Below are 22,449 nucleotides of genomic sequence, written 5' to 3' on the forward strand. Positions count from 1 at the left end.
CGCGGCTCACCCGCCGACCGGCGCCCGCCACCGCTCGTGCTCGTGGAAGTGGTGCACCGGCCCCGGCCCCCGGCCGATGTCGAGGGCCTCACCGTGACGCAGTGCCTCGGTGAGCCACGCCTTGGCCTCGATGACCGCGGGCAGCCACTCGTCGTGTCGGGGACGAAGGGCGGCGATCGCCGAGCTCAGCGTGCAGCCGGTACCGTGCGTCGCCCCCGTCGTGATGCGAGGAGCCTTGAGCGGCAACGGGTCCGAGGCGTCGAGCCAGATGTCGACGGACGCGTCGCCGGCGAGGTGCCCTCCCTTGGCCAGCACCCTGCGTGCGCCGAGCTCGCGCAGGCGCCGGGCCTGGTCCGCGAGCTCGTCCGGTGACCCAGCGACCGGCTCGTCGAGCAGGACCGCGGCCTCCGGGACGTTGGGCGTGATGACGTCGGCCCGGGGGAGCAGCTCGCGCACCGCGGCGACGGCGCCCTCGGCGAGCAGACGCGACCCGGAGGTGGACACCATGACCGGGTCGAGCACGACGGGCACGTCGCCCAGGGCACCGTGGGAGAGGAGCTCGTGCACGGTCTCGACGAGCGCCCGCGAGGCCAGCATCCCGACCTTGACCACGTCGATGCGCACGTCCTCCACGAGGGTCTCGACCTGGGCCCGGACGACGTCGACCGGTACGTCGTGGACGAGCGTGACCCCACGAGTCGACTGGGCGGTCAGGGCGGTGATCACGCAGGTGCCGTAGGCGCCCAGTGCGCTGAAGGTCTTCAGGTCCGCTTGGATGCCGGCGCCTCCCGACGGGTCGGATCCGGCGATGGACAACGCGATCGGCGGCCGAGGGAGGGGGGCGCTCATGCGAGCACAGTAGCGATGTGGTTAGTGTGGTGGCACCCCCACGGGAGCTCGGGCACGAGCTGAGATCGGACTACCGCCGTCCGGACCGTCTGAACCTGTCCGGATCATGCCGGCGAAGGAAGAGGAGGCGCTGCATGCGCACACCCCTTGAGTCCGAAGTCCACCCCCAGCACCGTCGGGTCGAGGTCGTCGACCCGCACGACGAGAGCATCCGCGTGCCGGTCACCGCGATCTCCTTGGCGCCGGCTCCGGACGGCACCCCCCACGAGGACGTGCACGTCTACCGGACCCGTGGGCCGGGCTCGGACCCGCAGGTCGGTCTGCCCGACCTGCGCACCGAGTGGATCCGGGCCCGCGGTGACGTCGAGGTCTATGAGGGTCGCCCGCGCGATCTGGCCGACGACGGACGCTCGGCCATGCGCCGCGGCGAGGCCTCGCTGGCCTGGCGCGGACGCGAGCGGACCCCCCTTCGCTCCGAGGGCGGCCGCACGGTCACGCAGATGCACTACGCGAGGCGCGGTGAGATCACCGCGGAGATGCGCTTTGTCGCTCTGCGAGAAGGCTGCTCACCCGAGCTCGTCCGTGACGAGGTCGCTGCCGGTCGGGCGATCATCCCCAACAACGTCAACCACCCCGAGTCCGAGCCGATGATCATCGGGCGGGCCTTCCTGACGAAGATCAACGCCAACATCGGCAACTCCGCGGTCACCTCCTCGATCGCCGAGGAGGTCGAGAAGCTGACCTGGGCCACCCGCTGGGGCGCCGACACGGTGATGGACCTGTCGACCGGCGACGACATCCACACCACCCGTGAGTGGTTGATCCGCAACAGCCCGGTGCCGATCGGGACCGTGCCGATCTACCAGGCGCTGGAGAAGGTCGATGGGCAGGCGGAGGCGCTCACCTGGGAGATCTTCCGCGACACGGTCATCGAGCAGTGCGAGCAGGGTGTTGACTACATGACCATCCACGCGGGCGTGCGGCTGCCGTTCGTCCCCATGACGGCCGACCGCGTCACCGGGATCGTCTCGCGCGGCGGCTCGATCATGGCCGGTTGGTGCCTGGCCCACCACGAGGAGTCCTTCCTGTGGACCCACTTCGACGAGCTGTGCGAGATCTTCGCGCGCTACGACGTCGCCTTCTCCCTCGGCGACGGTCTCCGTCCCGGATCGATCGCCGACGCCAACGACGAGGCCCAGCTCGCCGAGCTGCGCACCCTCGGCGAGCTGACGCAGCGGGCGTGGGAACACGACGTGCAGGTCATGGTCGAGGGCCCCGGCCACGTGCCGATGCACCTGGTCAAGGACAACATCGACCTCGAGCAGGACTGGTGCCACGGTGCGCCCTTCTACACGCTCGGCCCGCTCGTCACCGACATCGCACCCGGCTACGACCACATCACCTCCGCGATCGGTGCCGCCGAGATCGCCCGCCACGGGACGGCGATGCTCTGCTATGTCACGCCCAAGGAGCACCTCGGCCTGCCCAACCGAGATGACGTCAAGGTCGGCGTCATCACCTACAAGATCGCGGCACACGCGGCCGACCTGGCCAAGGGCCACCCGGGCGCCCGGGTGCGCGACGACGCGCTGAGCAAGGCCCGCTTCGAGTTCCGCTGGCACGACCAGTTCGCGCTCTCCCTCGACCCGGAGACGGCGATGGCCTTCCACGACGAGACCCTGCCGGCCGAACCGGCGAAGACCGCGCACTTCTGCTCGATGTGCGGCCCGAAGTTCTGCTCGATGCGGATCAGCCAGGACATCCGGGACGCCTACGGCTCGGCCGCGGAGCAGCGTGCCGTCGTCGAGGCGGGCATGGCGGCGAAGTCCCGCCAGTTCGTCGAGCTCGGCGCCAGCGTCTACGTCGCCGGCGAGCCCGGCCGATGAGCCTCGTCCCGGGCCTGCCGCCGGCCGGGCGGGCCGCCGTGCGTGCCGGCGTCGTCGGCAACTACGTCGACCAGGTCCACATCTTCCTCCCGGTGCTCGCCCTCGCCCCCGCGCTGACGACCCTCGCCGGCCCGGACGCCGGCGTCACCACCGGGGCAGTCGTCGTCGTCGCCACCCTGCTCGGTCGTCCGATCGGGTCGATGGTCTTCGGTCGCGTCGCCGACCGGGTGGGCCGCACCCGCACGACCCAGGTCGCCATCGCGGGCACCGCCGCGTGCACCCTCGCCATCGCGGCGGTCCCCTCGCACGAGAGCATCGGGACCGCCGCGATCGCGCTCGTCGTGCTGCTGCGCTTCGTCGGGGGCGTCTTCATCGCGGGGGAGTACACCTCGGCCATCCCGCTCGCCATGGAGTGGTCGCCCCCGCGCCGCCGTGGCCTCGTCTCCGGCCTGATCATGTCGATGGCCCCGTGGGCGCAGTCGACGATCGCCTTCGCGACCGCCGGACTGATCGCGCTCCTCGGTCCGGCCGCGTACGCCGGGTGGGGCTGGCGCCTCTCCTTCGTCGCCGGGGGGCTGGCTAGCCTGGCGCTCCTCGCCTACTACTCGGCGCGCGTCGCCGACGCGCCGGGCGTCGTGCGGGAGCGCGAGCTCGCGGGCGAAGGGAGGGCCCGCACCTCCCTCGGGCTGCGCGCCGTCCTCGGCGGTGCGTACGCAGGCGCCTTCTGGCAGATGTTCGGGCTGATGAGCGGGCTGTGGCTCATGACCAACATGGTCGTCATCCTGGCCACCGGTCGACTCGACGCGGACGCCGGTCTCGACGGCGGTGCCGTCGCCGTCGTCATGGGCGTCGCCGCAGTCACCCAGGCCCTCGTCATGTCGACGACCGGCCACCTCTCGACGCTCGTCGGCCGCCGCCGGTTCCTCGTCGGCTGGGGACTGACGGCCGCCCTGCTCGCGCCGGCCCTGTGGGTCGCCACGATGACCGCGGGCGTCCTCCCCTTCGTCGTCGGCATCGCGCTCCTGCAGGTCATCACGGTCTGCGGTTACGGACCGGTGGGCGCGTACCTGTGCGAACGGCTCCCCGCCCACGTGCGCTCGACCGGCTACGGCACGGCGTACTCGCTCTCGATCGTGGGACCGGCGCTGTGGCCGTGGTGGATGCCGCAGCTCGAGCGGGTCCTCGGCCACGACGGCTCGGTGGCCGCCGTCCTCGTCGTCGCGGGCCTGCTCGTCGCCGGGTGCGGTGCGCTCGGCCCACGGCTCGCGCCCGCGGACCTCGACCGCGACCTCGCCCGGGTCGCGGGTGAGCGCGTCGACGCGCGGGCCGCGGTGGGGGTCGGCAGATGAGCGACGTGGACGACCTGCGGCCCCGGGTCGCCGCCGCGGTCGGGGCGCTGCGCGAGCGAGCGCCCCTCGTGCACGGCGCGACCGGATCCGTGACCCGGGCACTCGTCGCCGACGGGCTCCTCGCGGCCGGCGCGCGGCCCATGCTCACCGAGAGCGCCGCGGAGGCTCCGACCCTCGTCACCGTCGCGGATGCCCTCCTGGTCAACCTCGGGTCGCTGAGCACGGACGGCATGGTCGGATTCCTCCCGACGGCGCGGACCGCGGCCGAGCGCGGCGTGCCGTGGGTCCTGGACCCGACGGCGATCGGCGTCGCGCCCGTGCGCACGCCCCTCGCCCGCGAGCTGCTCGCCCTGCGACCGTCCGTGGTCCGCGGCAACGCCTCCGAGGTCCTCGTGCTCGCCGGCGGGACGACGGGGGGTCGCGGCGCCGACAGCACCGCCTGCCCCGAAGCGGCCGCCCGCGCGGCCCGGGCGCTCGCCCTCGACCACGCCTGCGTCGTCGCCGTCTCCGGTGAGGTCGACCTCGTGACCGATGGCCGGCGCTCCGCCCGGATCTCATCGGGGACACCGCTGCTCACCCGGGTCACCGGGACGGGTTGCCTCCTGGGGGCGCTGACGGCGGCGCACCTGGCGGTGGCGACCCCCTTCGTCGCAGCGGTGGCCGCCACCGCCCTGCTCACCGTGGCGTCGGAGCGGGTGGCACACCTGCGGCCCGGGAGCTTTCGCGTCGGCCTCCTCGACGCGCTCGACGAGGTGGGCGCGGACGAGGTCGCGGGGGAGGTGCGGCTGGCATGGGGCTGATCGACTGGCGCGCGTACCTCGTGACCTCGGGCGACGGGCCGGCCACGGTGGCCGCCGCAGCGGCGGCGGCCGCTGCAGGAGCCGGTGTCATCCAGGTGCGGGCCAAGCACCTGCTCGCCGGTGAGCTGCTCGACCTCGTCATCGACGTGGCCGGGGCGGTCGCCGCGGTGGCGCCGGCCACCCGCGTCCTCGTCGACGACCGCGCCGACGTCGCCCACGCCGCCCGCCGCCACGGTGCCCCCGTGCACGGGGTCCACCTCGGGCAGGCCGACCTGCCCGTCGCCGCGGCCCGGGCACTCCTCGGGAGCGATGCGCTCGTCGGGCTCACGGCGGGCACCCTCGAGCACGTCCGCGAGGCGGAGTCCCGCAGGGGCGCCGCGCGACCCGACTACCTCGGCAGCGGGCCCTTCCGCCCCACGCCGACCAAGGACGTCGGTCGCCCACCGGTGGGGCTGGCGGGCTACCCCCTGCGCGTGGCGGCGACGCGCCTGCCGGTCATCGCGATCGGCGACGTCACGCTCGCCGACGTCCCGGCGCTGTCGGCGACCGGTGTCGCCGGGGTCGCCGTCGTGCGCGAGGTCATGGGTGCCGCCGACCCGGGCGCCGCCGCAGCAGCGGTGCTCGCCGCGTGGGGCTGAGTCAGGTCCCCTCCGCCACCTCGTCGTCGACGAAGACCGGACGCGCGACACGCAGACCGGAGAGGGTGATGCCGACGCCCGTGGCCATGAGGAGCAGGAGCGCCGCCGTCCACCCTCCGGTCGCCTCGTGGAGGACACCGACGACGAAGGGCCCCACCCCCGCCACGAGGTACCCGATGGGCTGGACGAAGCCGGACAGCTGGGCCGTGACGTGCGGGTCACGGGTGCGCGCCGTGATGAGCGAGATGGCCGTGGGGAAGGCGAAGCCGGACAGGCCGAGCAGCGTCGCCCACAGCCACGGCGCGGCGGCCGGTGCGACGAGCAGACCGAGGTACCCGGCCACCGCGAGCACACCGAAGCCGACCATCCAGGCCGACAGGTCCCGGCTGCGCGCGATGACCGTCGGCATCATCAGGCCGCCGACGATGCCGAGCCCCGCGACGATCGAGGTGTACGCGCCCGCGGACCCGGCCGAGAGCCCTGCGTCGCGGTAGATCTGCGGCAGCCAGCCGAACTGCACGTACGCGTTGGTGGACTGCACGCCGAAGAGGACCGTCAACGCGATCGCGGTCGGGGAGTGGCGGATCCGCGACGTGGGGTTCTCGCCGGCCGAGCGGCGGTGCACCCGGTCCCTGAGGCTGATGACGACCCACGGCACCAGCGCGGTGAGCGCGACGAGCCCCCACATGCCGAGGGCGCCGCGCCACTCGCCGGGCGCGACGGCCGCGACCGGGGCCGCGAGCAGCGGACCGAGCGTGCCGCCGACGGTCAGGCCCATGCCGTAGACCGTCATCAGCCGCACCCCGCCGTCCCTCGAGTGCCTCTTGATCCACGCGGGCACGAGGACATTGCCCAGGCCCATGCCCGCGAGGCCGATCGCGGTGAGGACGAGGAAGACCGCGGCGGAGTCGGTGAGCACGCGGGTGACGAGCGTGACGACGACCGCGAGGACCCCGAGGGTGATGCCGGCCGAGACACCGACGCGACGGGCGAGCCCGACGGCCGCGCCCCCGGCGACCGCGAAGGCGAACCCGGGCAGGGCCGTGAGCACGCCGGCGAGCGTCGACCCGAGGCCGAGCGTGGCCCGCACCTCCTGCAGCAGGGGTCCGAGGGAGGTCGCGCCCGGGCGGAGGTTGACGGAGACGAGCGCCACCGCGGCGACGACCAGGACGGGGCCGAAGGGGGGAGTCCGGTGGATCTTCCCCGTCACCGGGGTCTCGTGGCTGCTCACCACCGTGGTCTACCACCGGTGGTGCCCGGTCGCCGCATCGGTCCCACCCCGCGCCCTGCCTAGGATCACCCTCATGCCCGACCTGACGACGCCCGAGCGGACCGTACCGAGCTGGGACGAGTACTTCCTCGGCATCGCCGGCGCGGTCGCGGCGCGCGCCAAGTGCACGCGGCGGCGGGTCGGTGCCGTGCTGACGATCGACCACCGGATCATCGCGACCGGGTACAACGGCGCGGCCCCCGGCGAGGCGGACTGCCTCGAGGGGGCGTGCCCGAGGGGGCGGCTCGACTACGACGCCGTGCCCGGCTTGGGGGACTACGACCGCCCGGGCACGCCAGGGTTCTGCATCGCGATCCACGCGGAGGTCAACGCGCTGCTCTTCGCCACCCGGGACACCAAGGGGGCGACGGCGTACATCACCGACCCGCCCTGCCCGGGCTGCCGCAAGGCCCTCGCCGCGGCCGGCATCGTCCGGGCCGTGTGGCCCGAGGGCTCGCACGACCGGCAGGGACTCACCGACTGGGGGTGACCCCCCTTCCCGCGGCGACGCGGCATGGGGACAATGGGGCATGAGCAACGACGCGAGCCCCCACGACACCCCGACCCCAGCCGCCGCCGTGGTGGCGGCGCTCGACGGCAGCCACCGGGACGCCGCAGTCCTCGCCTGGGCCGCCGCCGAGGCCACGGCCATCGACGCGCCCCTCCACCTCGTCCACGCCGTCGACCTCGGCACGCCGCTCTCCGCGTACGGCGAGCTGCTCACCAGCCCCGAGATCGTCGAGCGGGTCGAGGAGGAGTCCGAGCGGGTCGTCGCGCAGGCCCGCGCCCAGGTCGTCGCCGAGCACCCCGACCTGTCGGTCACGACAGCGCTGCCCACGGGTGCCCCGGCCGGTGCCCTGCTCAACGCCGCCAGCGGTGCCCGCGTCCTCGTCGTCGGCTCGGCCCGCAAGAACCGCGCCCAGCGCATCGTCCTCGGCACGACCTCGCTGAGCGTCGTCGCCCACGCCCCGTGCCCGGTCGTGCTGGTGCCCGAGGGCAGCTCGACGAAGGGGGACGGGCGCGTCGTCGTCGGCGTCGACGGCAGCGACCACAGCCGCCTGGCCTTCCGGCACGCGCTCGACGCCGCCCAGGTGCGCGGCAAGCAGGTCACGACGGTCACGACGTGGAACGTCGAGGTCGAGCACGGCGTCGTCGTCACCGAGCCCGGCACCCCGGCGTGGGAGGCGGTGGATGCTCGCTACCGCACGATGGCCGAGCGCACCATCGCCGAGGACCGTGCGGCGCACCCCGAGATCGACGTCACCGTGGAGGTCCACCACGGCCGGGCCGCCGACACCCTCGTCGAGGTGTCCGAGGGCGCGGACATGCTGCTCGTCGGCTCGCGGGGTCGTGGCGGGTTCCGCGGGATGCTCCTGGGCTCGGTCTCGCAGCGCGTCCTGGCGCTCGCGACCTGCCCCGTGGCGGTCCTGCACCGGCACTGAGCCACCGTGCGCGGGGCCCGGCGACGGGCGTCAGGCCCCGTGCGCGTCCCAGAACTCGTGCATCGCGGCCAGGCCCTCCGGGGTGTCCTGGGGGCGGTGGCCGCAGCCCGGGACGACGCGGTGGGTCGCCCCCTTCGCCTCGAGCGCGGCGGCGACCTCCGCGTACATCGGGTCGACGCCTCCGGTGATCACGAGCGTCGGCACGAGGGCCGGGGTGTCCGTGCGCAGCGACACCTGCCAGGGCGCCGGGGTCGCCCGGATGCGGGCCGCGACGTCGGCGCAGGTCTCGTCGTCGAGGGCGGGTGCCGGCGCCCCCATGCCCTCGGCGAACCGGGTGATGAACTCGCGCCCGTCGACGCTCGGGTCGTCGGCGACGGCGAAGACCGGGGCCATCGCGCTGATGTGCCGCTCCACCTGTCGGCCGCCGCGGGCCACGTCGTAGCAGGCCGGCTCGATGAGGACCAGGCTGCGCAGGCAGTCGGGTCGGCGCTGCGCGGCGAGCATCGCGGTCACCGCGCCGTAGGAGTGCCCCACGAGGTGCCCGCGACCCTCGAGGGCAGCCAGGGCACGGTCGGCGTCGCGCTCGGGCTGGTCCGCCTGGCAGGTGCGCTCGAGGAAGACGTGGGTCGGGTCGTGCTCCGCCGCCACGAGGGGCCAGGCGGCGGCGCCGGTGCGGCCGCGGCCGTGGACGAAGACGGTGCGCACGGTGGGGGTGGCCCAGACGCCCATGTCAGCCACGCGCCCGGAGTCGGCCGCCCGGCAACGCCGGGGCGGGCAGCGGGGCGGGCTGGTCCGGGGCGAAGGGACCGAAGCGGCCCTCGACCTGAGGTCTCTCCGCGATCTCGGCCATCCACGCGTCGCGTGCGGCGACGACGTCCTCGTGGGAGCGACCGACGAAGTTCCACCACATGACGATCTGCTCCCCGAGGGGCTCGCCGCCGACGAGCACCAACCGGGCGCCCGTCGCCGAGCGCAGCGTGATCCTCGTGCGGCCGGGCGCGACGTAGCCGAGCTCGGACTGCTCGAGCGCGGTGCCCTCGACGGTGATGTCGCCGTCGTCGAGCAGGATCGCGTGCTCGTGGTCGGCCGGGACCTCGATGACGGTCTCGGCGTCGGCGTCGAGGAGGATCTCCGCGCCCGTGAGCGCCCCGTCGGTGACGACCGGGGAGCGCTCGCCGAAGAGCTCGCCGAGGAAGACCCGGGCGATGCCGCCGGGCACGTAGACGGGCTCGGGCACGTGGTGCTCGAAGGTCGGCTCGCGGTCGACCGAGGCGGCGGGCAGGGCGAACCACAGCTGCACGCCGTGGAGGGTGGTCGTGCCGTCGGTGGAGAACTCCGAGTGGCTCACCCCACGGCCGGCGGTCATGAGGTTGAGCTCGCCGGGTCGGACGATCGCGTGCGCGCCAGTGGAGTCACGGTGCTCGATCTCGCCGGTGAAGAGCCACGAGACCGTGGCGAGCGCGGTGTGCGGGTGCCGCGGGACGACCATGCCGCCGGTGCTCGCGACGTCGTCGGGGCCGTAGTGGTCGAGGAAGCACCATCCGCCGACGAGGGAGCGCTGCCGCGACGGCAGCGTCCGCCGCACCGGCATGGCACGCGGTCCACCGAGGGGTACCTCACGGGGCTGCAGGATCTGTACGTCGTCCACCTGATCACGCTACCCCGCGCCCGTTGGACACGGCCCGGTCGACTGCTGGAGGGTGGGCCCGTGACGGATGCGACCTCCTTGATCGTCCACCTGGCTGCTGCGCGGGGGGTCGACACCCAGTGGTGGGACTGGCGCGGCGAGCACCGCGACGTCCCCGAGGACACCCTGCGGGCGGTGCTCGAGGCCATGGGCGAGGACGTCGGCAGCGAGGCCGAGGTCGCCGCGGGCCTCGAGCGGGCCCGGACCGCGCCCTGGCGCCGGACGCTGCCCCCGACCGTCGTGCAGCGTGAGGGGGACCCCCTTCGCCTCCTCGTGCACGTGCCGCACGGGAGCGAGGTGGCGGTCCACGTCCTGCTCGAAGGGGGGTCCCGCCGCGACCTCGATCAGCTCGAGCACGTCGTGGAGCCGGTCGACGTCGACGGCGCGCTCGTGGGCGAGGCCGCGTTCGCGGTGCCGGCGGACCTGCCGCTCGGCTGGCACGAGCTCGTGGCCCGGACCGACGCGTCGCCGGACCCGGGGAGCCGGGCGGTGCTCGTCACCGTCCCGCAGCGGCTGGAGCTGCCCCCCGTGCTCGCGGAGGAGCCGAGGACCGGGCTCATGACGCAGCTGTACCAGGTGCGGGGCTCCGGCAGCCAGGGCATCGGGGACCTCGGCGACCTGGCGACGTTGGGGGAGTGGGCCGCTCGCGCGCACGACGCGCACTTCGTGCTCGTCAACCCGCTGCACGCGGCCGAGCCGGTCGCGCCGATGGAGCCCTCGCCCTACCTGCCGACCTCGCGCCGGTTCCTCAACCCCGTCTACACCGACCTGCGGCAGGTACCCGGGCTCGACGCGCTGCCGACCACGGCACGCACGGAGTACGACGCGCTCGTGGCCGAGGCGGCGGCTCTCAACGCCGCGGACACGATCGACCGCGACGCAGCCTGGGCCCTCAAGCAGGCCGCCCTGCGGATCGCCTACCGGCACCTCGCCGAGGACCACGCGTCCGGGGTCGCGGCGCTGCACGCCAGCGAGGGCCAGGCGCTCGTCGACTTCGCGACGTGGTGCAGCCTCGCGACCGAGCACGGGACGCTGTGGGAGACGCAGTGGCCGCAGGAGCTGCACGACCCGGCATCGGACGCCGTGGCGGCCCACCGGGACGCGCACCGCGCGGAGATCTCCTTCCACGTGTGGCTGCAGTGGGTCGTGCGCGGGCAGCTCACGGCCGCGCAGGCGCGGCTGCGGGCCGCCGGGATGGGGATCGGCGTGGTCGCAGACCTCGCGGTCGGCATCCACCCCGAGGGGGCCGACGCCTGGGCGCTCGGCGACGCGCTCGCGCGCGGCATCGACGTCGGAGCCCCGCCGGACCAGTTCAACCAGCTGGGGCAGAACTGGTCCCAACCGCCGTGGCGCCCGGACCGGCTCGCCGAGCTCGGCTACGCCCCCTTCCGCGACATGCTGCACGCGGTGCTGGCCGACGCCGGTGGGCTGCGCATCGACCACATCATCGGCCTGTTCCGCCTGTGGTGGGTGCCGGAGGGCCACGCGCCGGGCGAGGGCGCCTACGTGCGCTACGACCACGAGGCCCTCGTCGGCATCCTGGCGCTCGAGGCCCACCGGGCCGGGTGCCTCGTCGTCGGTGAGGACCTCGGGGTCGTCGAGCCGTGGGTGCGCGAGCACCTGCTCGAGCGCGGCGTGCTCGGCACGAGCGTCGCGTGGTTCGAGTGGGGCGAGGACGGCCGCCCGCTGCCGCCCGAGGACTACCGGGAGCTGTGCCTGGCCACCGTCACGACGCACGACCTCCCGCCGAGCGCGGGCTACCTCGCGCTGGAGCACGTGGCGATCCGCGAGCGGCTGGGCCTGCTGACCCGGCCCGTGGAGGAGGAGCGCGCGGCGGAGGAAGGGAGTGTCCGCGCCGTGCGCGAGGCCCTGCGGGAGCGGGGCCTGATCGAGGACGTCGACGCCCCGGTCGCTGCGGTCGTGGCGGCGCTGCACGCGTGGATCGGCCAGACCCCTTCGCGGATGCGTGGGGTGGCGCTCACCGACCTCGTCGGCGACGTGCGTGCGATCAACCAGCCCGGGACCGACGAGGAGTACCCCAACTGGCGCCTGCCGCTGGCCGGGCCGGACCGCCGGCCGGTGCTGCTCGACGACCTCGTCGAGGGATAACCCTGCATCTCCCGCGCGGGGTGCCGGAGCGGTCACCGAAGAGTCACAGTTGTGTCTCACCCCACACCGGTTCGTGGTCTGGGCCCGCCGCGTGGTTTTTGATGTGCGGAGCAGTCGCGACAGCGCTGCTCCCAGGGGTGGACCCGTACCGTCGGGAACGCCGTATGAACCCGCCTTCCCGGCGGCATGACGTAGGAGGACATCCATGCGAGTCAAGTCTCGCGCGATGGCTGTTGCCAGCATCTCCGCGGTCGCGCTCCTCGCGACCGCCTGTGGCGGCGGCAGCGACGACGAAAGCACTTCGGGCGGTGGCGAGGGCGGCACCATCACCGCGTCCGGCTGCAACCCGGAGAACCCGCTCGTCGCGGGTAACACCGCTGAGACCTGTGGCGGTGACGTCCTCGACGTCCTGACCGCGAAGCTGGTCCACTACAACCCGGAGACGGCCGAGCCCGAGAACGACATCGCCGAGTCCATCGAGACCGACGACAACCAGACCTTCACGGTCAAGCTGAAGAAGGGCTACAAGTTCCACGACGGGAGCGAGGTCCTGGCCAAGAACTTCGTCGACGCGTGGAACTACACCGCCAACGGCGAGAACGGTCAGCAGGGCAGCTACTTCTACGAGCCCATCGAGGGCTTCGCGGACCTGCAGTGCACCGGTGACGACGAGAAGAAGCCGTGCGCCGGCAAGGGTGCGCCGAAGGCCAAGGAGCTCACGGGCCTCAAGGTCGTCGACGACCACACCTTCACGATCAAGACCACGGAGAAGGTCTCCAACCTCCCGCTGCGCCTGGGCTACACCGCCTTCGCGCCGCAGCCCGACTCCTTCTTCGACGACCCGGAGAAGTTCGGCGACAAGCCGATCGCGGCCGGGCCGTACAAGCTCGACTCCTGGGAGAAGAACCAGGCGATCACCCTGAGCAAGTTCGCCGACTACTCCGGTGACTTCGGGGGCAACGCCGACAAGATCATCTTCCAGAACTACCAGGACTCCGACGCCGCCTACGTGGCCCTGCAGTCCGGTGACCTCGACGTCGTCCGCGAGATCCCCGCGAGCGCCCTCGTCGACAACAAGTTCAAGGACGACCTCGGTGAGGGTCGTTACCTGGAGAAGGAGAACTCCACCCTCCAGTTCATCGGCATGAACTACCACGTCGACCCGAAGCTGAAGGACGTCAAGGTCCGTCAGGCCCTCTCCATGGCGATCGACCGCAAGACGATCGTCAAGCAGATCTTCAACGACGCCTTCACCCCCGCCACCGGCTGGGTCTCCCCGGTCGTCGACGGCTACAAGGAGGGCACCTGCGGCGAGTTCTGCGAGTTCAACCCGGAGAAGGCCAAGCAGCTGCTCAAGGAGGGTGGCGGCTACGAGGGCAAGCTGACCCTGACGTACAACGGTGACGCCAGCCACAAGGGCTGGACCGAGGCCGTGTGCAACTCGATCAACAAGACCCTCGGCATCGACTGCGTCGCGACCCCCACGGTCGACTTCGCGACCATGCTGACCAAGCTCGGCAACGACGAGCTCAAGGGCATGTTCCGCATGGGCTGGGTCATGGACTACCCGTCGATCGAGAACTACCTCTCGCCGATCTACGGCAAGGGTGCGAGCTCGAACTACTACGGCTACGCCAACGACGACTTCCAGAAGAAGATGCGTGAGGCCGGTGCCGCCGAGACGCCCGAGGAGGCCAACAAGCTGTACCAGGAGGCCGAGGGCATGATCGCCAAGGAGTTCACGACCATCCCGACGTGGTACGGCAAGACCATCATCGGCTGGTCCGAGAACGTCTCCGACGTCCAGGCCACCCCGTTCGGCAACCCCGACCTGGCCGCGATGAAGGTCAAGAGCTGACCCTGATCCAGGGTTGACGACGCACGACCGCCGGCCGGCCATCGCACTCGAGATGGCCGGCCGGTAGTCGTGCCGACCGGCGCCCGCACGGCGTAGCGTCGGCCACATGCACATGAGTTAGCCTCGCCCGGCACCCCGGGTCGAGGTGCATCCCAGATCCGAAGGAGGTGCCGTGGGCAAGTACATCGTCCGTCGATTGCTCCAGATGATCCCGGTGATCATCTTCTCCACGTTCCTGATCTACGCCATGGTCTTCGCCATGCCGGGTGACCCCACGGCTGGCAAGTGTGGTGAGCGGCCCTGCCCGCCGGCCTACATCGCCGCGTTCAACGAGAAGTACCACCTGAACGAGCCGTTGCCGATCCAGTACTACGAGTACGCCAAGGACGTCGCCCAGGGTGACCTCGGTGAGAACCAGTTCGGCCGCCCCGTCTCCGAGGAGCTCGCCGAGCGCTTCCAGGTCACGGCCAAGCTCGGTGTCATGGCCCTCGCCTTCGAGGGTGTGCTCGGCATCGCCGCCGGAGTCCTCGCCGGCCTGCGCAAGGGCGGGTTCATCGACAACCTCGTCCTCGTCAGCACCCTCTTCGTCATCTCGGTGCCGGTCTTCGTCATCGGTACCGTCCTGCAGTACACGATCGGCCTCAACCTCGAGCTCCTGCCGCCGCTCGCCCGCGGCAAGAACCCGGAGTTCACGGCGCTCATCCTGCCGGCGATCGTGCTCGGCTCGACCTCCCTGGCGTACATCGCACGCCTCATGCGGACCAACATCGCCGAGAACGTGAAGTCCGACTACGTGCGCACGGCCAAGGCCAAGGGGCTGACCCCGCGCCGGATCATCGGTGTGCACACGCTGCGCAACTCGATGATCCCCGTCATCACCTTCATGGGCTACGACTTCGGTGCCCTGCTCGGTGGCGCGATCGTCACCGAGGGCATCTTCAGCATCCAGGGTGTCGGTGGGTACATCTTCGAGGGCATCCGCCACCGGGACGGCGTCGCCGTCGTCGGTGCGGTCACGGCGCTGGTCATCGTGTACCTCCTCGTGAACCTGCTCGTCGACCTGCTCTACGGCGCCCTCGACCCGAGGATCAGCAATGACTGACGACCACGCGACGCGCGACGTCGCCACCCAGCCCGGACCCGGCGAGGACGAGGTCGGCGCCACGACGACCCGCGGCGGGGCCCTCGCCGCGGACACGACGCAGGACACCGGTCAGGCGCGCTCGCTCACCTCGGACGCGTTCCAGTCCTTGAAGCGCAACCCGCTCTTCTGGATCTCCAGCGTGCTGATCATCGTCCTCATGCTGATGGCCGCGTTCCCGTCGATCTTCACGCCCTACGACCTGAAGTTCAACGACCTGAGCATCGCCCGTCAGGGACCGAGCGCAGACCACTGGTTCGGCACCGACATCCAGGGCGCCGACATCTACACGCGCACCGTCTACGGCGCCCGGGCCTCGATCCTCGTCGGCGTCCTCGCGACGCTCGGCGTGCTGCTCCTCGGCTCCTTCCTCGGGCTCGTGGCCGGCTACGTCGGTGGCACCGTCGACACCCTGATCAGCCGCATCGGCGACATCTTCTTCGCCATCCCGCTGCTGCTCTCGGGCATCATCTTCCTGTCCTCGCTGCAGGACACCGAGAAGCTGCTGGGCATCCCGATCCAGGGCTACCTCGGCGTGATCATCCAGGTCGTGCTCGTCTTCGTGATCTTCGGCTGGCCGAGCCTCATGCGCCTCATGCGCTCCTCGGTCATCCAGGTCAAGCCCAACGACTACGTCCAGGCGGCCCGGGCCCTCGGCGCCTCGCCGATGCGGATCATCCGCCGGCACGTCCTGCCGAACGCGATGGCACCGGCGATCGTCGTCTCGACGATCAACCTCGGTGCCTACATCGCGGCCGAGGCGACGCTGTCCTTCCTCGGTATCGGTCTGCGTCCGCCGACCGTCTCGTGGGGCGTCATGATCAGCGACTCGCTGCAGACGGTGCGGGCCTCGCCGCACATCCTCTTCTTCCCCGCCCTCTTCCTCAGCCTGGCGGTCCTGGCGTTCATCATGCTCGGCGACGCCGTGCGTGACGCCTTCGACCCCAAGAGCCGCTGAGAGTCAGGTGAACCAGTACATGAGCACGACGACACCAGCGGGCGAGCACCTCCTCGAGGTGGACGACCTGTACGTCGAGTTCCACACCCATGAGGGCGTGGCCAAGGCGATCAACGGCGTGAACTTCAGCCTCGACGAGGGCGAGACCCTCGCGATCCTCGGCGAGTCGGGGTCGGGCAAGTCGGTGACCGCCCAGGCGATCATGGGCATCCTCGACATGCCGCCCGCCAAGATCCCCGGCGGACGGATCCTCTACAAGGGTCGCGACATCCTGACGATGCCCGAGGAGGAGCGGCGCAAGATGCGCGGCCCGGAGATCTCGATGGTCTTCCAGGACGCGCTGAGCTCCCTCAACCCCGTCTTCCCCGTCGGGTGGCAGATCGGCGAGATGTTCCGCGTCCACCAGAAGATGAACCGCTCGGACGCCTACGCCAACGCGGTCCGCCTCATGGAGCGGGTCAACATCCCCGGCGCCAAGGACCGCGTCAAGGCCTACCCGCACCAGTTCTCCGGCGGCATGCGCCAGCGCATCATGATCGCGATGGCCATCGCCCTCAACCCCAAGATCCTCATCGCGGACGAGCCGACGACGGCACTCGACGTGACGGTCCAGGCCCAGATCATGGCCCTCCTGCAGGAGCTGCAGGAGGAGTTCAGGATGGGTCTGATCCTCATCACGCACGACCTCGGCGTCGTCGCCGACGTCGCCGACCGGATCGCCGTCATGTACGCGGGGCGGATCGTCGAGCGCGCCGAGGTGAACGACATCTACGCGAAGCCCGCGCACCCGTACACCAAGGGGCTGCTCGAGTCGATCCCGCGTCTGGACCAGAAGGGCCAGAAGCTCTCGGCCATCGGCGGTCTGCCGCCGAACCTCACCCGCATCCCGCCCGGCTGCGCCTTCCACCCGCGCTGCGTCATGGCGCAGGACATCTGCCGCACCGAGCGCCCCGAGCTGCTCGACGTCGGTCCGATGCGCCAGTCGGCCTGCCACTTCAGCCAGGAGGTGCTCGATGCCTGATGTGATCCTCAAGGCCCAGGGCCTGAAGAAGCACTACCCGATCAAGGGTGGTGTGCTCCGCACGACCGTCGGCCACGTCAAGGCCGTCGACGGTGTCGACTTCGAGCTCTACAAGGGCGAGACGCTCGGCATCGTCGGTGAGTCCGGGTGCGGCAAGTCCACCCTGGGTCGCCTGCTGATGCGGCTCGAGGAGCCGACGGAGGGCACCGTCACCTTCGACGGCACCGACATGTACTCCCAGTCGGGCAGCGACATGCGCAAGCTGCGTCGCGACATCCAGATCGTCTTCCAGGACCCCTACACCTCGCTCAACCCGCGACGCACCGTCGGTGAGATCGTGGCCGAGCCCCTGGAGATCCACACGGACGTCGTGCCCAAGGGCAAGCGCAAGCAGCGGGTCCAGGAGCTCCTCGAGCTCGTGGGCCTCAACCCCGAGCACATCAACCGCTACCCGCACCAGTTCTCCGGTGGCCAGCGGCAGCGTATCGGGATCGCGCGCGGCATCGCGCTCAACCCCAAGGTGCTCATCTGCGACGAGCCGGTCTCCGCACTCGACGTGTCGGTTCAGGCACAGGTCATCAACCTGATGGAAAAGCTGCAGGACGAGCTCGGGCTGTCCTACATCTTCATCGCCCACGACCTGTCCGTCGTGCGCCACATCTCCGACCGGGTCGGGGTCATGTACCTCGGCCGCATCGTCGAGATCGGCGACGAGGACGACATCTACTCGCGGCCGACGCACCCGTACACGCAGGCGCTGCTGTCCGCGGTGCCGGTGCCGGACCCGACGCTGCGTGGGCAGCGTGACCAGATCGTCCTCTCGGGCGATGTCCCGTCACCCGCCAACCCGCCCTCGGCCTGCCACTTCCACACCCGCTGCTGGAAGGCGCAGGACATCTGCACGACGGAGACCCCGCTGCTTGAGCTGCGCAGCGACGGTGACGGAGAGCACCTCTCGCGCTGTCACTTCGCCGAGCCGCGGGTCATCGTCCGGACCGAGGACGTCAGCGACCAGCAGGGCGGTGGTCTCTTCGCCGGGCAGGGCCTCGTGGACCAGTCCGACGCGGTGGTCGCCGGCCAGGCCGGTGGTGCCACCGGCACTGCCTCGCCGGACACCTCGACGGCCGGCGCCTGAGGCCGACCGCAGGACGCGCGAAGGGGGCGCCCCGCCGGATCACCGGTGGGGCGCCCCCTTCGTCGTGGTGCGGGGTGGTGACGGTCAGGCGAAGGGGATGTCCCCGGTGATGCGCTCGGCCTCGGCCTCCGCGGCCAGGCGCGCCCCGGTCTCGTCCACCGACCCGGTCACCGCGTGCGGCTGCAGCTCGCCGGAGGCGATCTGCTCGGCCCAGTGGCAGGCGACCTTGTGCTCCGGACCGGCGTCGTCCCCGAGGGCGCCGCGGATCTCGACCACGCGCAGCTGAGGCCGGTCGGTGTCGCACATCGTCTCCTGCCGCCAGGGGCAGCGGGTGTGGAAGCGGCAGCCGGTGGGTGGGTTGGCCGGCGAGGGGAGGTCGCCCGTGAGGAGGATCTGCTCCCGCGTGTCCTCGACGACCGGGTCCGGGACGGGGACGGCCGACAGCAGCGCCCGCGTGTAGGGGTGCAGGGGAGCGGCGTACAGGCCGTCGGCCGGGGCCTCCTCGACGATCCCGCCGAGGTACATGACGCCGACCCGGTCGGAGATGTGGCGCACGACGGCGAGGTCGTGGGCGATGACGAGGTAGGTCAGCTCGTACTCGTCCTGCAGGTCCGACATGAGGTTGATGACCTGCGCCTGCACGGACACGTCCAGGGCCGAGACCGGCTCGTCGGCGACGATGAGCTCGGGGTTGACGCTCAGGGCCCGGGCGATGCCGATGCGCTGGCGCTGGCCCCCCGAGAACTCGTGGGGGTACTTCTTGAGCGCGGCCGGGGGCAGGCCGACGTCGGCGAGGAGCTGGCGCAGCCGCGGCTGCGCCTCCTTGGCGTTGCTGACGATGCCGTGGGCCTTCATGCCCTCGACGAGCAGCGCCTCGACGCTCTGCCGCGGGTCGAGGCTGCCCATCGGGTCCTGGAAGACCATCTGCAGGTCCTTGCGCCGGCGGCGCAGGTCCTCGCCCGTGAGCGTGCTGATCGGCTCGCCGTCGAAGGTCACGGTGCCGTCGGTCGTCGGCTCCAGATGCAGGATCGCCCGGCCGAGCGTGGACTTGCCGCAGCCGGACTCGCCGACGAGGCCGTAGGTCTCGCCACGGCGGATCTGCAGGTCGACGCCGTCGACCGCGTAGACGTGGCCGACCACCTTGTCGAAGACGACGCCCTTGGTGATCGGGTAGTGCACCTTGAGCCCGCGCACGTCGACGAGGACGTCGTGGGCCGCGGTGCCGGACGGGGTCTGCGGCTCGGTCGTGGTCGTCATCGGACCTCCTGGGTCGTCGCGCCCTCGGCGGGCGAGGGCTCGCCGGCGAGGGGGTTGAAGCAGCGCAGGGCGCGGGACCCGCTCAGGGCGAGCGCCGGCGTCGCCTCCCGGCAGTGGTCGGTCGCGCTCGAGCAGCGCGGGGCGAAGGCGCAGGCGCTCGTCCACGGCAGGTTGTCGGCCACCGACCCCGGGACCGGCTCTAGCCGTGCTCCGCGCTCGCCGTCCAGGCTCGGCACGCTGGCGAGCAGCCCACCGGTGTAGGGGTGCCGGGGCTCGCCGAAGAGCGCGTGGCGCTCCGCGCGCTCGACGATCCGACCGCCGTAGAGGACGTTGATCTCGTCGCAGAGCCCCGCCACGACGCCGAGGTCGTGCGTGATCATGATCAGGGCCGTGCCGGTGTCCTCGACGAGCTCGCGCAGCAGCGCGAGGATCTGCGCCTGGATCGTCACGTCGAGCGCGGTCGTCGGCTCGTCGGCGATGAGCAGCCGCGGCTCGCAGGACAGCGCCATGGCGATGAGCGCCCGCTGCCGCATCCCGCCGGAGAGCTGGTGCGGGTAGTCCCGCAGCCGGCGGTCCGGGTCGGGGATGCCGACCTTGGCGAGCATGTCGCGGGCGTGCGGCGTCGCCTCCTTGCGGGACATGCCCTTGTGCCGCTCGAGGACCTCGGTGACCTGCCGACCGATGGGGACGACGGGGTTGAGGGAGGACTGCGGGTCCTGGAAGATCATGCCGACGTCACGACCCCGGCGCGCGCGCATCTCCTTGTCGGACAGGCCCAGCAGGTCGGTCCCCTCGAGCTCGACGGTGCCGGTGACCTGGTTGCCGCGGGTGGGCAGCAGGCCCATGATCGCGAGCGAGGTCACGGACTTGCCGCAGCCGGACTCGCCGACGAGGCCGATGGTCTGGCCGGGTTGGACGTCGAAGCTCACGCCGTCGACGGCGACGAAGGGTTCGGCCCCCTGCCGGGTGAAGGTCACCGACAGGTCGCGCACGGACAGCAGGGGAGAGGCCGCGTCGGCGGCCCGGTGGGTCGAGGCGGTCGCCATGCCGCTCACCTCCGGCTCTTGGGGTCGAGGGCCTCGCGCAGCGACTCACCCATGAGGGTGAACCCGAGCGCGACGACGATGATGCACAGCGCGGGGTAGACGGCGAGGTGCGGGTGGTCCTGGAAGTAGGTCTCGGAGGTGCCGAGCATCTGCCCCCACTCGGGGACACGGTCGTCGGGCAGCCCGAGGCCCAGGTAGGACAGCGCTGCGGCATCGATGATGGCGGTCGCGAGCACGAGCGTCGTCTGCACGATGACCGGCCCGAGCGAGTTGGGCAGCATGTGCCGCAGCACGATCGCCGACCGCCTGACGCCGAGGGCCCGGGCCGCGAGGACGTGGTCCTTGCTGCGTTGCGCGAGCATCGAGCCCCGCAGGAGCCGGGCGAAGATCGGCACCTGCACGACCGCGATGGCGATGATGACCGTCCACTGGCTCGGCCGCGCGGCGATGGCCGCGATGGAGAAGGCGAGCAGCAGGCTCGGGATGGAGAGCATGACGTCGACGACGCGCATGATGACGGCGTCGACCGCCCCGCCGAAGGCCCCCGAGAGGGTGCCGAGGACGAGCCCGCCGCCGAGCCCGCCGATGGTCGCGGCGACCCCGACGATCAGCGTCTGGCGGCTGCCGACGATGAGCCGGGAGAGGAAGTCGCGGCCGGAGCTGTCGGCGCCCAGGGGGTAGCCGGGTTCCGGGCCGGGGATGGGGTTGGACTGCGGGCTCACCTTGTCGATGAGCGGGTTGTCGGCCGGGTCGTGCGGTGCGATCCACGGCGCGATGACCGCCAGGACGATGAAGGCGATCGTGATGGCCAGGCCGATGAGGAAGATCGGGTTGCGGCGCAGCCGTCGCCACGCCGAGGCGACCAGGCCGACCCCGCCGGTGTCCTTGATGTGCCCGGCCTCGGCGACGGTCGTCGTACCGCTGCTCGCGGCGAGCGCGTCGATGCGTTGCTTGCGACGGGAGTTCATCGGGTCCTCACTCGGGGGTCGACGACGGCGTAGAGGATGTCCACGAGCAGGTTGACGAGCACGTACGTGCACGCGGCCGCGAGGATGAGCACCTGCAGGACCGGGTAGTCGCGCAGGCTGAAGGCCTGTCGCAGGGCGTCCCCGATGCCGGCGAGGTTGAAGACCGACTCGGTGAGGACGGCGCCGGCGAGCAGCCCACCCATCTGCAGACCGATGGCCGTGATGACCGGCAGCAGCGCGTTGCGCATGACGTGGCGGCCGCGCACGACCCGCTGGGTGAGGCCCTTGGACTCGGCGGTGCGCACGTAGTCCTCGTCGAGGACCTCGAGCACGCTGGCCCGGGTGATCCGGAAGATCATGGCGAAGGGGATGGAGGCCAGGGCGATCGCCGGCAGCAGCAGGTGCTTGAGCGCGTCCCACGCGGCGTCCCACTCTCGGGTGAGCAACCCGTCGAGGACGAAGAAGCCCGTGACGCGTGTGGCGTCGACCTCCTGCCGGCCGGAGACCGGGAGCCAGTGCAGCTCCTGCGCGAAGAGGTAGCGCAGCAGGAAGGCGAGGAAGAAGACGGGGACCGCGACGCCGACGAGCGACCCGACGACGCTGAGGTTGTCGAGCATGCTGCCGTGCCGCTTGGCGGCGAGGTAGCCGAGGGGGAGGGCCAGGCCGATCGCGATGACGAGGGCCAGCACGCTCAGCTCGATCGTCGCGGGGAAGCGGTCGAGGAGCAGCTCCATCGCGGGCTTGCCCGGCTGGACGCCGTTGGAGACGCCGAAGTCCCCGGTGACCGCCCGCTTGAGGAAGGTCCAGTACTGGACCCAGATGGGTTCGTCGAGCCCGAGCTCGTGGGTGAGGCGGGCGCGGCTCTCCGGGGTGGCGCGCTCGCCGAGCATCGCGGAGACGATGCCGCCGGGCAGGGCCCGCAGCCACAGGAAGAGCAGCAGCGAGAGGACGAAGACGACGAGCACCAGCTGCATGAGCCGGCGGAAGATGAATCTCAGCACGGATGCGCTCCTGACGTGGATCGCGGACGGGGGC

The 22,449-nt window shown here is 71.8% G+C and carries 20 protein-coding genes and 1 riboswitch; of the genes, 12 read left to right on the forward strand and 8 right to left on the reverse strand.

Features of this window, described 5'->3' with window-relative positions; all coding sequences use genetic code 11:
* Nucleotides 1-6: 6 nt before the first annotated feature.
* Entirely contained in the window at nt 7-849 is an 843-nt protein-coding gene (thiD, locus tag V3C34_RS06195) for a bifunctional hydroxymethylpyrimidine kinase/phosphomethylpyrimidine kinase (protein WP_346008322.1), read from the reverse strand.
* Nucleotides 850-879: 30 nt separating this feature from the next.
* A riboswitch (TPP riboswitch) is annotated at nt 880-989 on the forward strand.
* On the opposite strand from thiD, the gene thiC reads away from it, so the two are divergent.
* The 4 genes from thiC to V3C34_RS06215 all read left to right on the forward strand — a co-directional run bounded on the left by thiC (nt 984) and on the right by V3C34_RS06215 (nt 5,522).
* Complete coding sequence (gene thiC, locus V3C34_RS06200; RefSeq protein ID WP_082807612.1) at nt 984-2,735, forward strand: phosphomethylpyrimidine synthase ThiC; 1,752 nt, start codon at nt 984-986, stop codon at nt 2,733-2,735. (Overlaps the previous riboswitch by 6 nt.)
* Complete coding sequence (locus tag V3C34_RS06205; protein ID WP_346008323.1) at nt 2,732-4,084, forward strand: MFS transporter; 1,353 nt, start codon at nt 2,732-2,734, stop codon at nt 4,082-4,084. The genes thiC and V3C34_RS06205 overlap by 4 nt, the downstream gene beginning before the upstream one ends.
* The gene (thiM, locus tag V3C34_RS06210; RefSeq protein ID WP_338538604.1) at nt 4,081-4,884 is read left to right on the forward strand and encodes a hydroxyethylthiazole kinase; all 804 of its coding nucleotides are present in this window, start codon (nt 4,081-4,083) and stop codon (nt 4,882-4,884) included. Before V3C34_RS06205 ends, thiM begins: the two co-directional genes overlap by 4 nt.
* The gene (locus V3C34_RS06215; protein ID WP_338538603.1) at nt 4,875-5,522 is read left to right on the forward strand and encodes a thiamine phosphate synthase; all 648 of its coding nucleotides are present in this window, start codon (nt 4,875-4,877) and stop codon (nt 5,520-5,522) included. The genes thiM and V3C34_RS06215 overlap by 10 nt, the downstream gene beginning before the upstream one ends.
* A 1-nt stretch (nt 5,523) precedes the next feature.
* Here the strand turns inward: V3C34_RS06215 and V3C34_RS06220 are convergent, their stop codons facing one another.
* A complete protein-coding gene (locus V3C34_RS06220) occupies nt 5,524-6,753 on the reverse strand; it encodes a CynX/NimT family MFS transporter (protein WP_346008324.1) in 1,230 nt (409 codons plus the stop codon).
* Nucleotides 6,754-6,826: 73 nt separating this feature from the next.
* On the opposite strand from V3C34_RS06220, the gene V3C34_RS06225 reads away from it, so the two are divergent.
* Nucleotides 6,827-7,282 (forward strand): deoxycytidylate deaminase, encoded by a 456-nt coding sequence (locus V3C34_RS06225; RefSeq protein WP_068325843.1) that lies wholly within the window; start codon nt 6,827-6,829, stop codon nt 7,280-7,282.
* 40 nt (nt 7,283-7,322) lie between these two features.
* Complete coding sequence (locus V3C34_RS06230) at nt 7,323-8,234, forward strand: universal stress protein (RefSeq protein ID WP_068325842.1); 912 nt, start codon at nt 7,323-7,325, stop codon at nt 8,232-8,234.
* Between the two features lie 30 nt (nt 8,235-8,264).
* Here the strand turns inward: V3C34_RS06230 and V3C34_RS06235 are convergent, their stop codons facing one another.
* Together V3C34_RS06235 and V3C34_RS06240 are read right to left on the reverse strand one after the other, a co-directional pair.
* Nucleotides 8,265-8,963: an alpha/beta fold hydrolase gene (locus V3C34_RS06235; protein WP_068325841.1), complete on the reverse strand. Its 699-nt coding sequence runs from the start codon at nt 8,961-8,963 to the stop codon at nt 8,265-8,267.
* A gap of 1 nt (nt 8,964) precedes the next feature.
* The gene (locus V3C34_RS06240; RefSeq protein ID WP_068422967.1) at nt 8,965-9,882 is read right to left on the reverse strand and encodes a pirin family protein; all 918 of its coding nucleotides are present in this window, start codon (nt 9,880-9,882) and stop codon (nt 8,965-8,967) included.
* A 60-nt stretch (nt 9,883-9,942) separates the two neighbouring features.
* Between V3C34_RS06240 and malQ the strand changes: the two genes are divergently transcribed.
* The 6 genes from malQ (at nt 9,943) to V3C34_RS06270 (ending at nt 18,143) form a co-directional block, all read left to right on the forward strand.
* A complete protein-coding gene (gene malQ, locus V3C34_RS06245; RefSeq protein ID WP_346008325.1) occupies nt 9,943-12,030 on the forward strand; it encodes a 4-alpha-glucanotransferase in 2,088 nt (695 codons plus the stop codon).
* A 226-nt stretch (nt 12,031-12,256) separates the two neighbouring features.
* A complete protein-coding gene (locus V3C34_RS06250; RefSeq protein ID WP_346008326.1) occupies nt 12,257-13,888 on the forward strand; it encodes an ABC transporter substrate-binding protein in 1,632 nt (543 codons plus the stop codon).
* Nucleotides 13,889-14,060: 172 nt separating this feature from the next.
* Complete coding sequence (locus V3C34_RS06255; RefSeq protein ID WP_068325836.1) at nt 14,061-14,990, forward strand: ABC transporter permease; 930 nt, start codon at nt 14,061-14,063, stop codon at nt 14,988-14,990.
* A complete protein-coding gene (locus V3C34_RS06260; RefSeq protein ID WP_068325820.1) occupies nt 14,983-15,987 on the forward strand; it encodes an ABC transporter permease in 1,005 nt (334 codons plus the stop codon). The genes V3C34_RS06255 and V3C34_RS06260 overlap by 8 nt, the downstream gene beginning before the upstream one ends.
* A gap of 19 nt (nt 15,988-16,006) precedes the next feature.
* The gene (locus V3C34_RS06265) at nt 16,007-17,008 is read left to right on the forward strand and encodes an ABC transporter ATP-binding protein (RefSeq protein WP_068329025.1); all 1,002 of its coding nucleotides are present in this window, start codon (nt 16,007-16,009) and stop codon (nt 17,006-17,008) included.
* Nucleotides 17,001-18,143: a dipeptide ABC transporter ATP-binding protein gene (locus V3C34_RS06270; protein ID WP_338538598.1), complete on the forward strand. Its 1,143-nt coding sequence runs from the start codon at nt 17,001-17,003 to the stop codon at nt 18,141-18,143. Before V3C34_RS06265 ends, V3C34_RS06270 begins: the two co-directional genes overlap by 8 nt.
* An 84-nt stretch (nt 18,144-18,227) precedes the next feature.
* Here V3C34_RS06270 and V3C34_RS06275 read toward each other — a convergent pair whose 3' ends face one another.
* Genes V3C34_RS06275 through V3C34_RS06290 form a run of 4 tightly spaced genes read right to left on the reverse strand, consistent with a single transcriptional unit; the run spans nt 18,228 to nt 22,415 of the window.
* Entirely contained in the window at nt 18,228-19,400 is a 1,173-nt protein-coding gene (locus V3C34_RS06275; RefSeq protein WP_068325807.1) for an ABC transporter ATP-binding protein, read from the reverse strand.
* Nucleotides 19,397-20,446, reverse strand: coding sequence for an ABC transporter ATP-binding protein (locus V3C34_RS06280; RefSeq protein WP_068422955.1), 1,050 nt, complete (start codon nt 20,444-20,446; stop codon nt 19,397-19,399). The genes V3C34_RS06275 and V3C34_RS06280 overlap by 4 nt, the downstream gene beginning before the upstream one ends.
* A gap of 5 nt (nt 20,447-20,451) precedes the next feature.
* On the reverse strand, nt 20,452-21,414 hold the full coding sequence (locus tag V3C34_RS06285) for an ABC transporter permease (RefSeq protein WP_068422952.1): 963 nt from the start codon (nt 21,412-21,414) through the stop codon (nt 20,452-20,454).
* Nucleotides 21,411-22,415: an ABC transporter permease gene (locus V3C34_RS06290; protein ID WP_068325799.1), complete on the reverse strand. Its 1,005-nt coding sequence runs from the start codon at nt 22,413-22,415 to the stop codon at nt 21,411-21,413. The genes V3C34_RS06285 and V3C34_RS06290 overlap by 4 nt, the downstream gene beginning before the upstream one ends.
* Nucleotides 22,416-22,449: the final 34 nt, after the last annotated feature.

This window comes from Janibacter terrae, from assembly GCF_039636765.1.
Lineage (GTDB): Bacteria > Actinomycetota > Actinomycetes > Actinomycetales > Dermatophilaceae > Janibacter > Janibacter terrae.

What these genes read in the sequence shown, in the direction of transcription:
- thiD (WP_346008322.1), bottom strand. Translation starts at nt 849, where the DNA reads ATGAGCGCCCCCCTCCCTCGGCCGCCGATCGCGTTGTCCATCGCCGGA.
- thiC (WP_082807612.1), top strand. Translation starts at nt 984, where the DNA reads ATGCGCACACCCCTTGAGTCCGAAGTCCACCCCCAGCACCGTCGGGTC.
- V3C34_RS06205 (WP_346008323.1), top strand. Translation starts at nt 2,732, where the DNA reads ATGAGCCTCGTCCCGGGCCTGCCGCCGGCCGGGCGGGCCGCCGTGCGT.
- thiM (WP_338538604.1), top strand. Translation starts at nt 4,081, where the DNA reads ATGAGCGACGTGGACGACCTGCGGCCCCGGGTCGCCGCCGCGGTCGGG.
- V3C34_RS06215 (WP_338538603.1), top strand. Translation starts at nt 4,875, where the DNA reads ATGGGGCTGATCGACTGGCGCGCGTACCTCGTGACCTCGGGCGACGGG.
- V3C34_RS06225 (WP_068325843.1), top strand. Translation starts at nt 6,827, where the DNA reads ATGCCCGACCTGACGACGCCCGAGCGGACCGTACCGAGCTGGGACGAG.
- V3C34_RS06230 (WP_068325842.1), top strand. Translation starts at nt 7,323, where the DNA reads ATGAGCAACGACGCGAGCCCCCACGACACCCCGACCCCAGCCGCCGCC.
- V3C34_RS06235 (WP_068325841.1), bottom strand. Translation starts at nt 8,963, where the DNA reads ATGGGCGTCTGGGCCACCCCCACCGTGCGCACCGTCTTCGTCCACGGC.
- V3C34_RS06250 (WP_346008326.1), top strand. Translation starts at nt 12,257, where the DNA reads ATGGCTGTTGCCAGCATCTCCGCGGTCGCGCTCCTCGCGACCGCCTGT.
- V3C34_RS06260 (WP_068325820.1), top strand. Translation starts at nt 14,983, where the DNA reads ATGACTGACGACCACGCGACGCGCGACGTCGCCACCCAGCCCGGACCC.
- V3C34_RS06265 (WP_068329025.1), top strand. Translation starts at nt 16,007, where the DNA reads ATGAGCACGACGACACCAGCGGGCGAGCACCTCCTCGAGGTGGACGAC.
- V3C34_RS06270 (WP_338538598.1), top strand. Translation starts at nt 17,001, where the DNA reads ATGCCTGATGTGATCCTCAAGGCCCAGGGCCTGAAGAAGCACTACCCG.
- V3C34_RS06275 (WP_068325807.1), bottom strand. Translation starts at nt 19,400, where the DNA reads ATGACGACCACGACCGAGCCGCAGACCCCGTCCGGCACCGCGGCCCAC.
- V3C34_RS06280 (WP_068422955.1), bottom strand. Translation starts at nt 20,446, where the DNA reads ATGGCGACCGCCTCGACCCACCGGGCCGCCGACGCGGCCTCTCCCCTG.
- V3C34_RS06285 (WP_068422952.1), bottom strand. Translation starts at nt 21,414, where the DNA reads ATGAACTCCCGTCGCAAGCAACGCATCGACGCGCTCGCCGCGAGCAGC.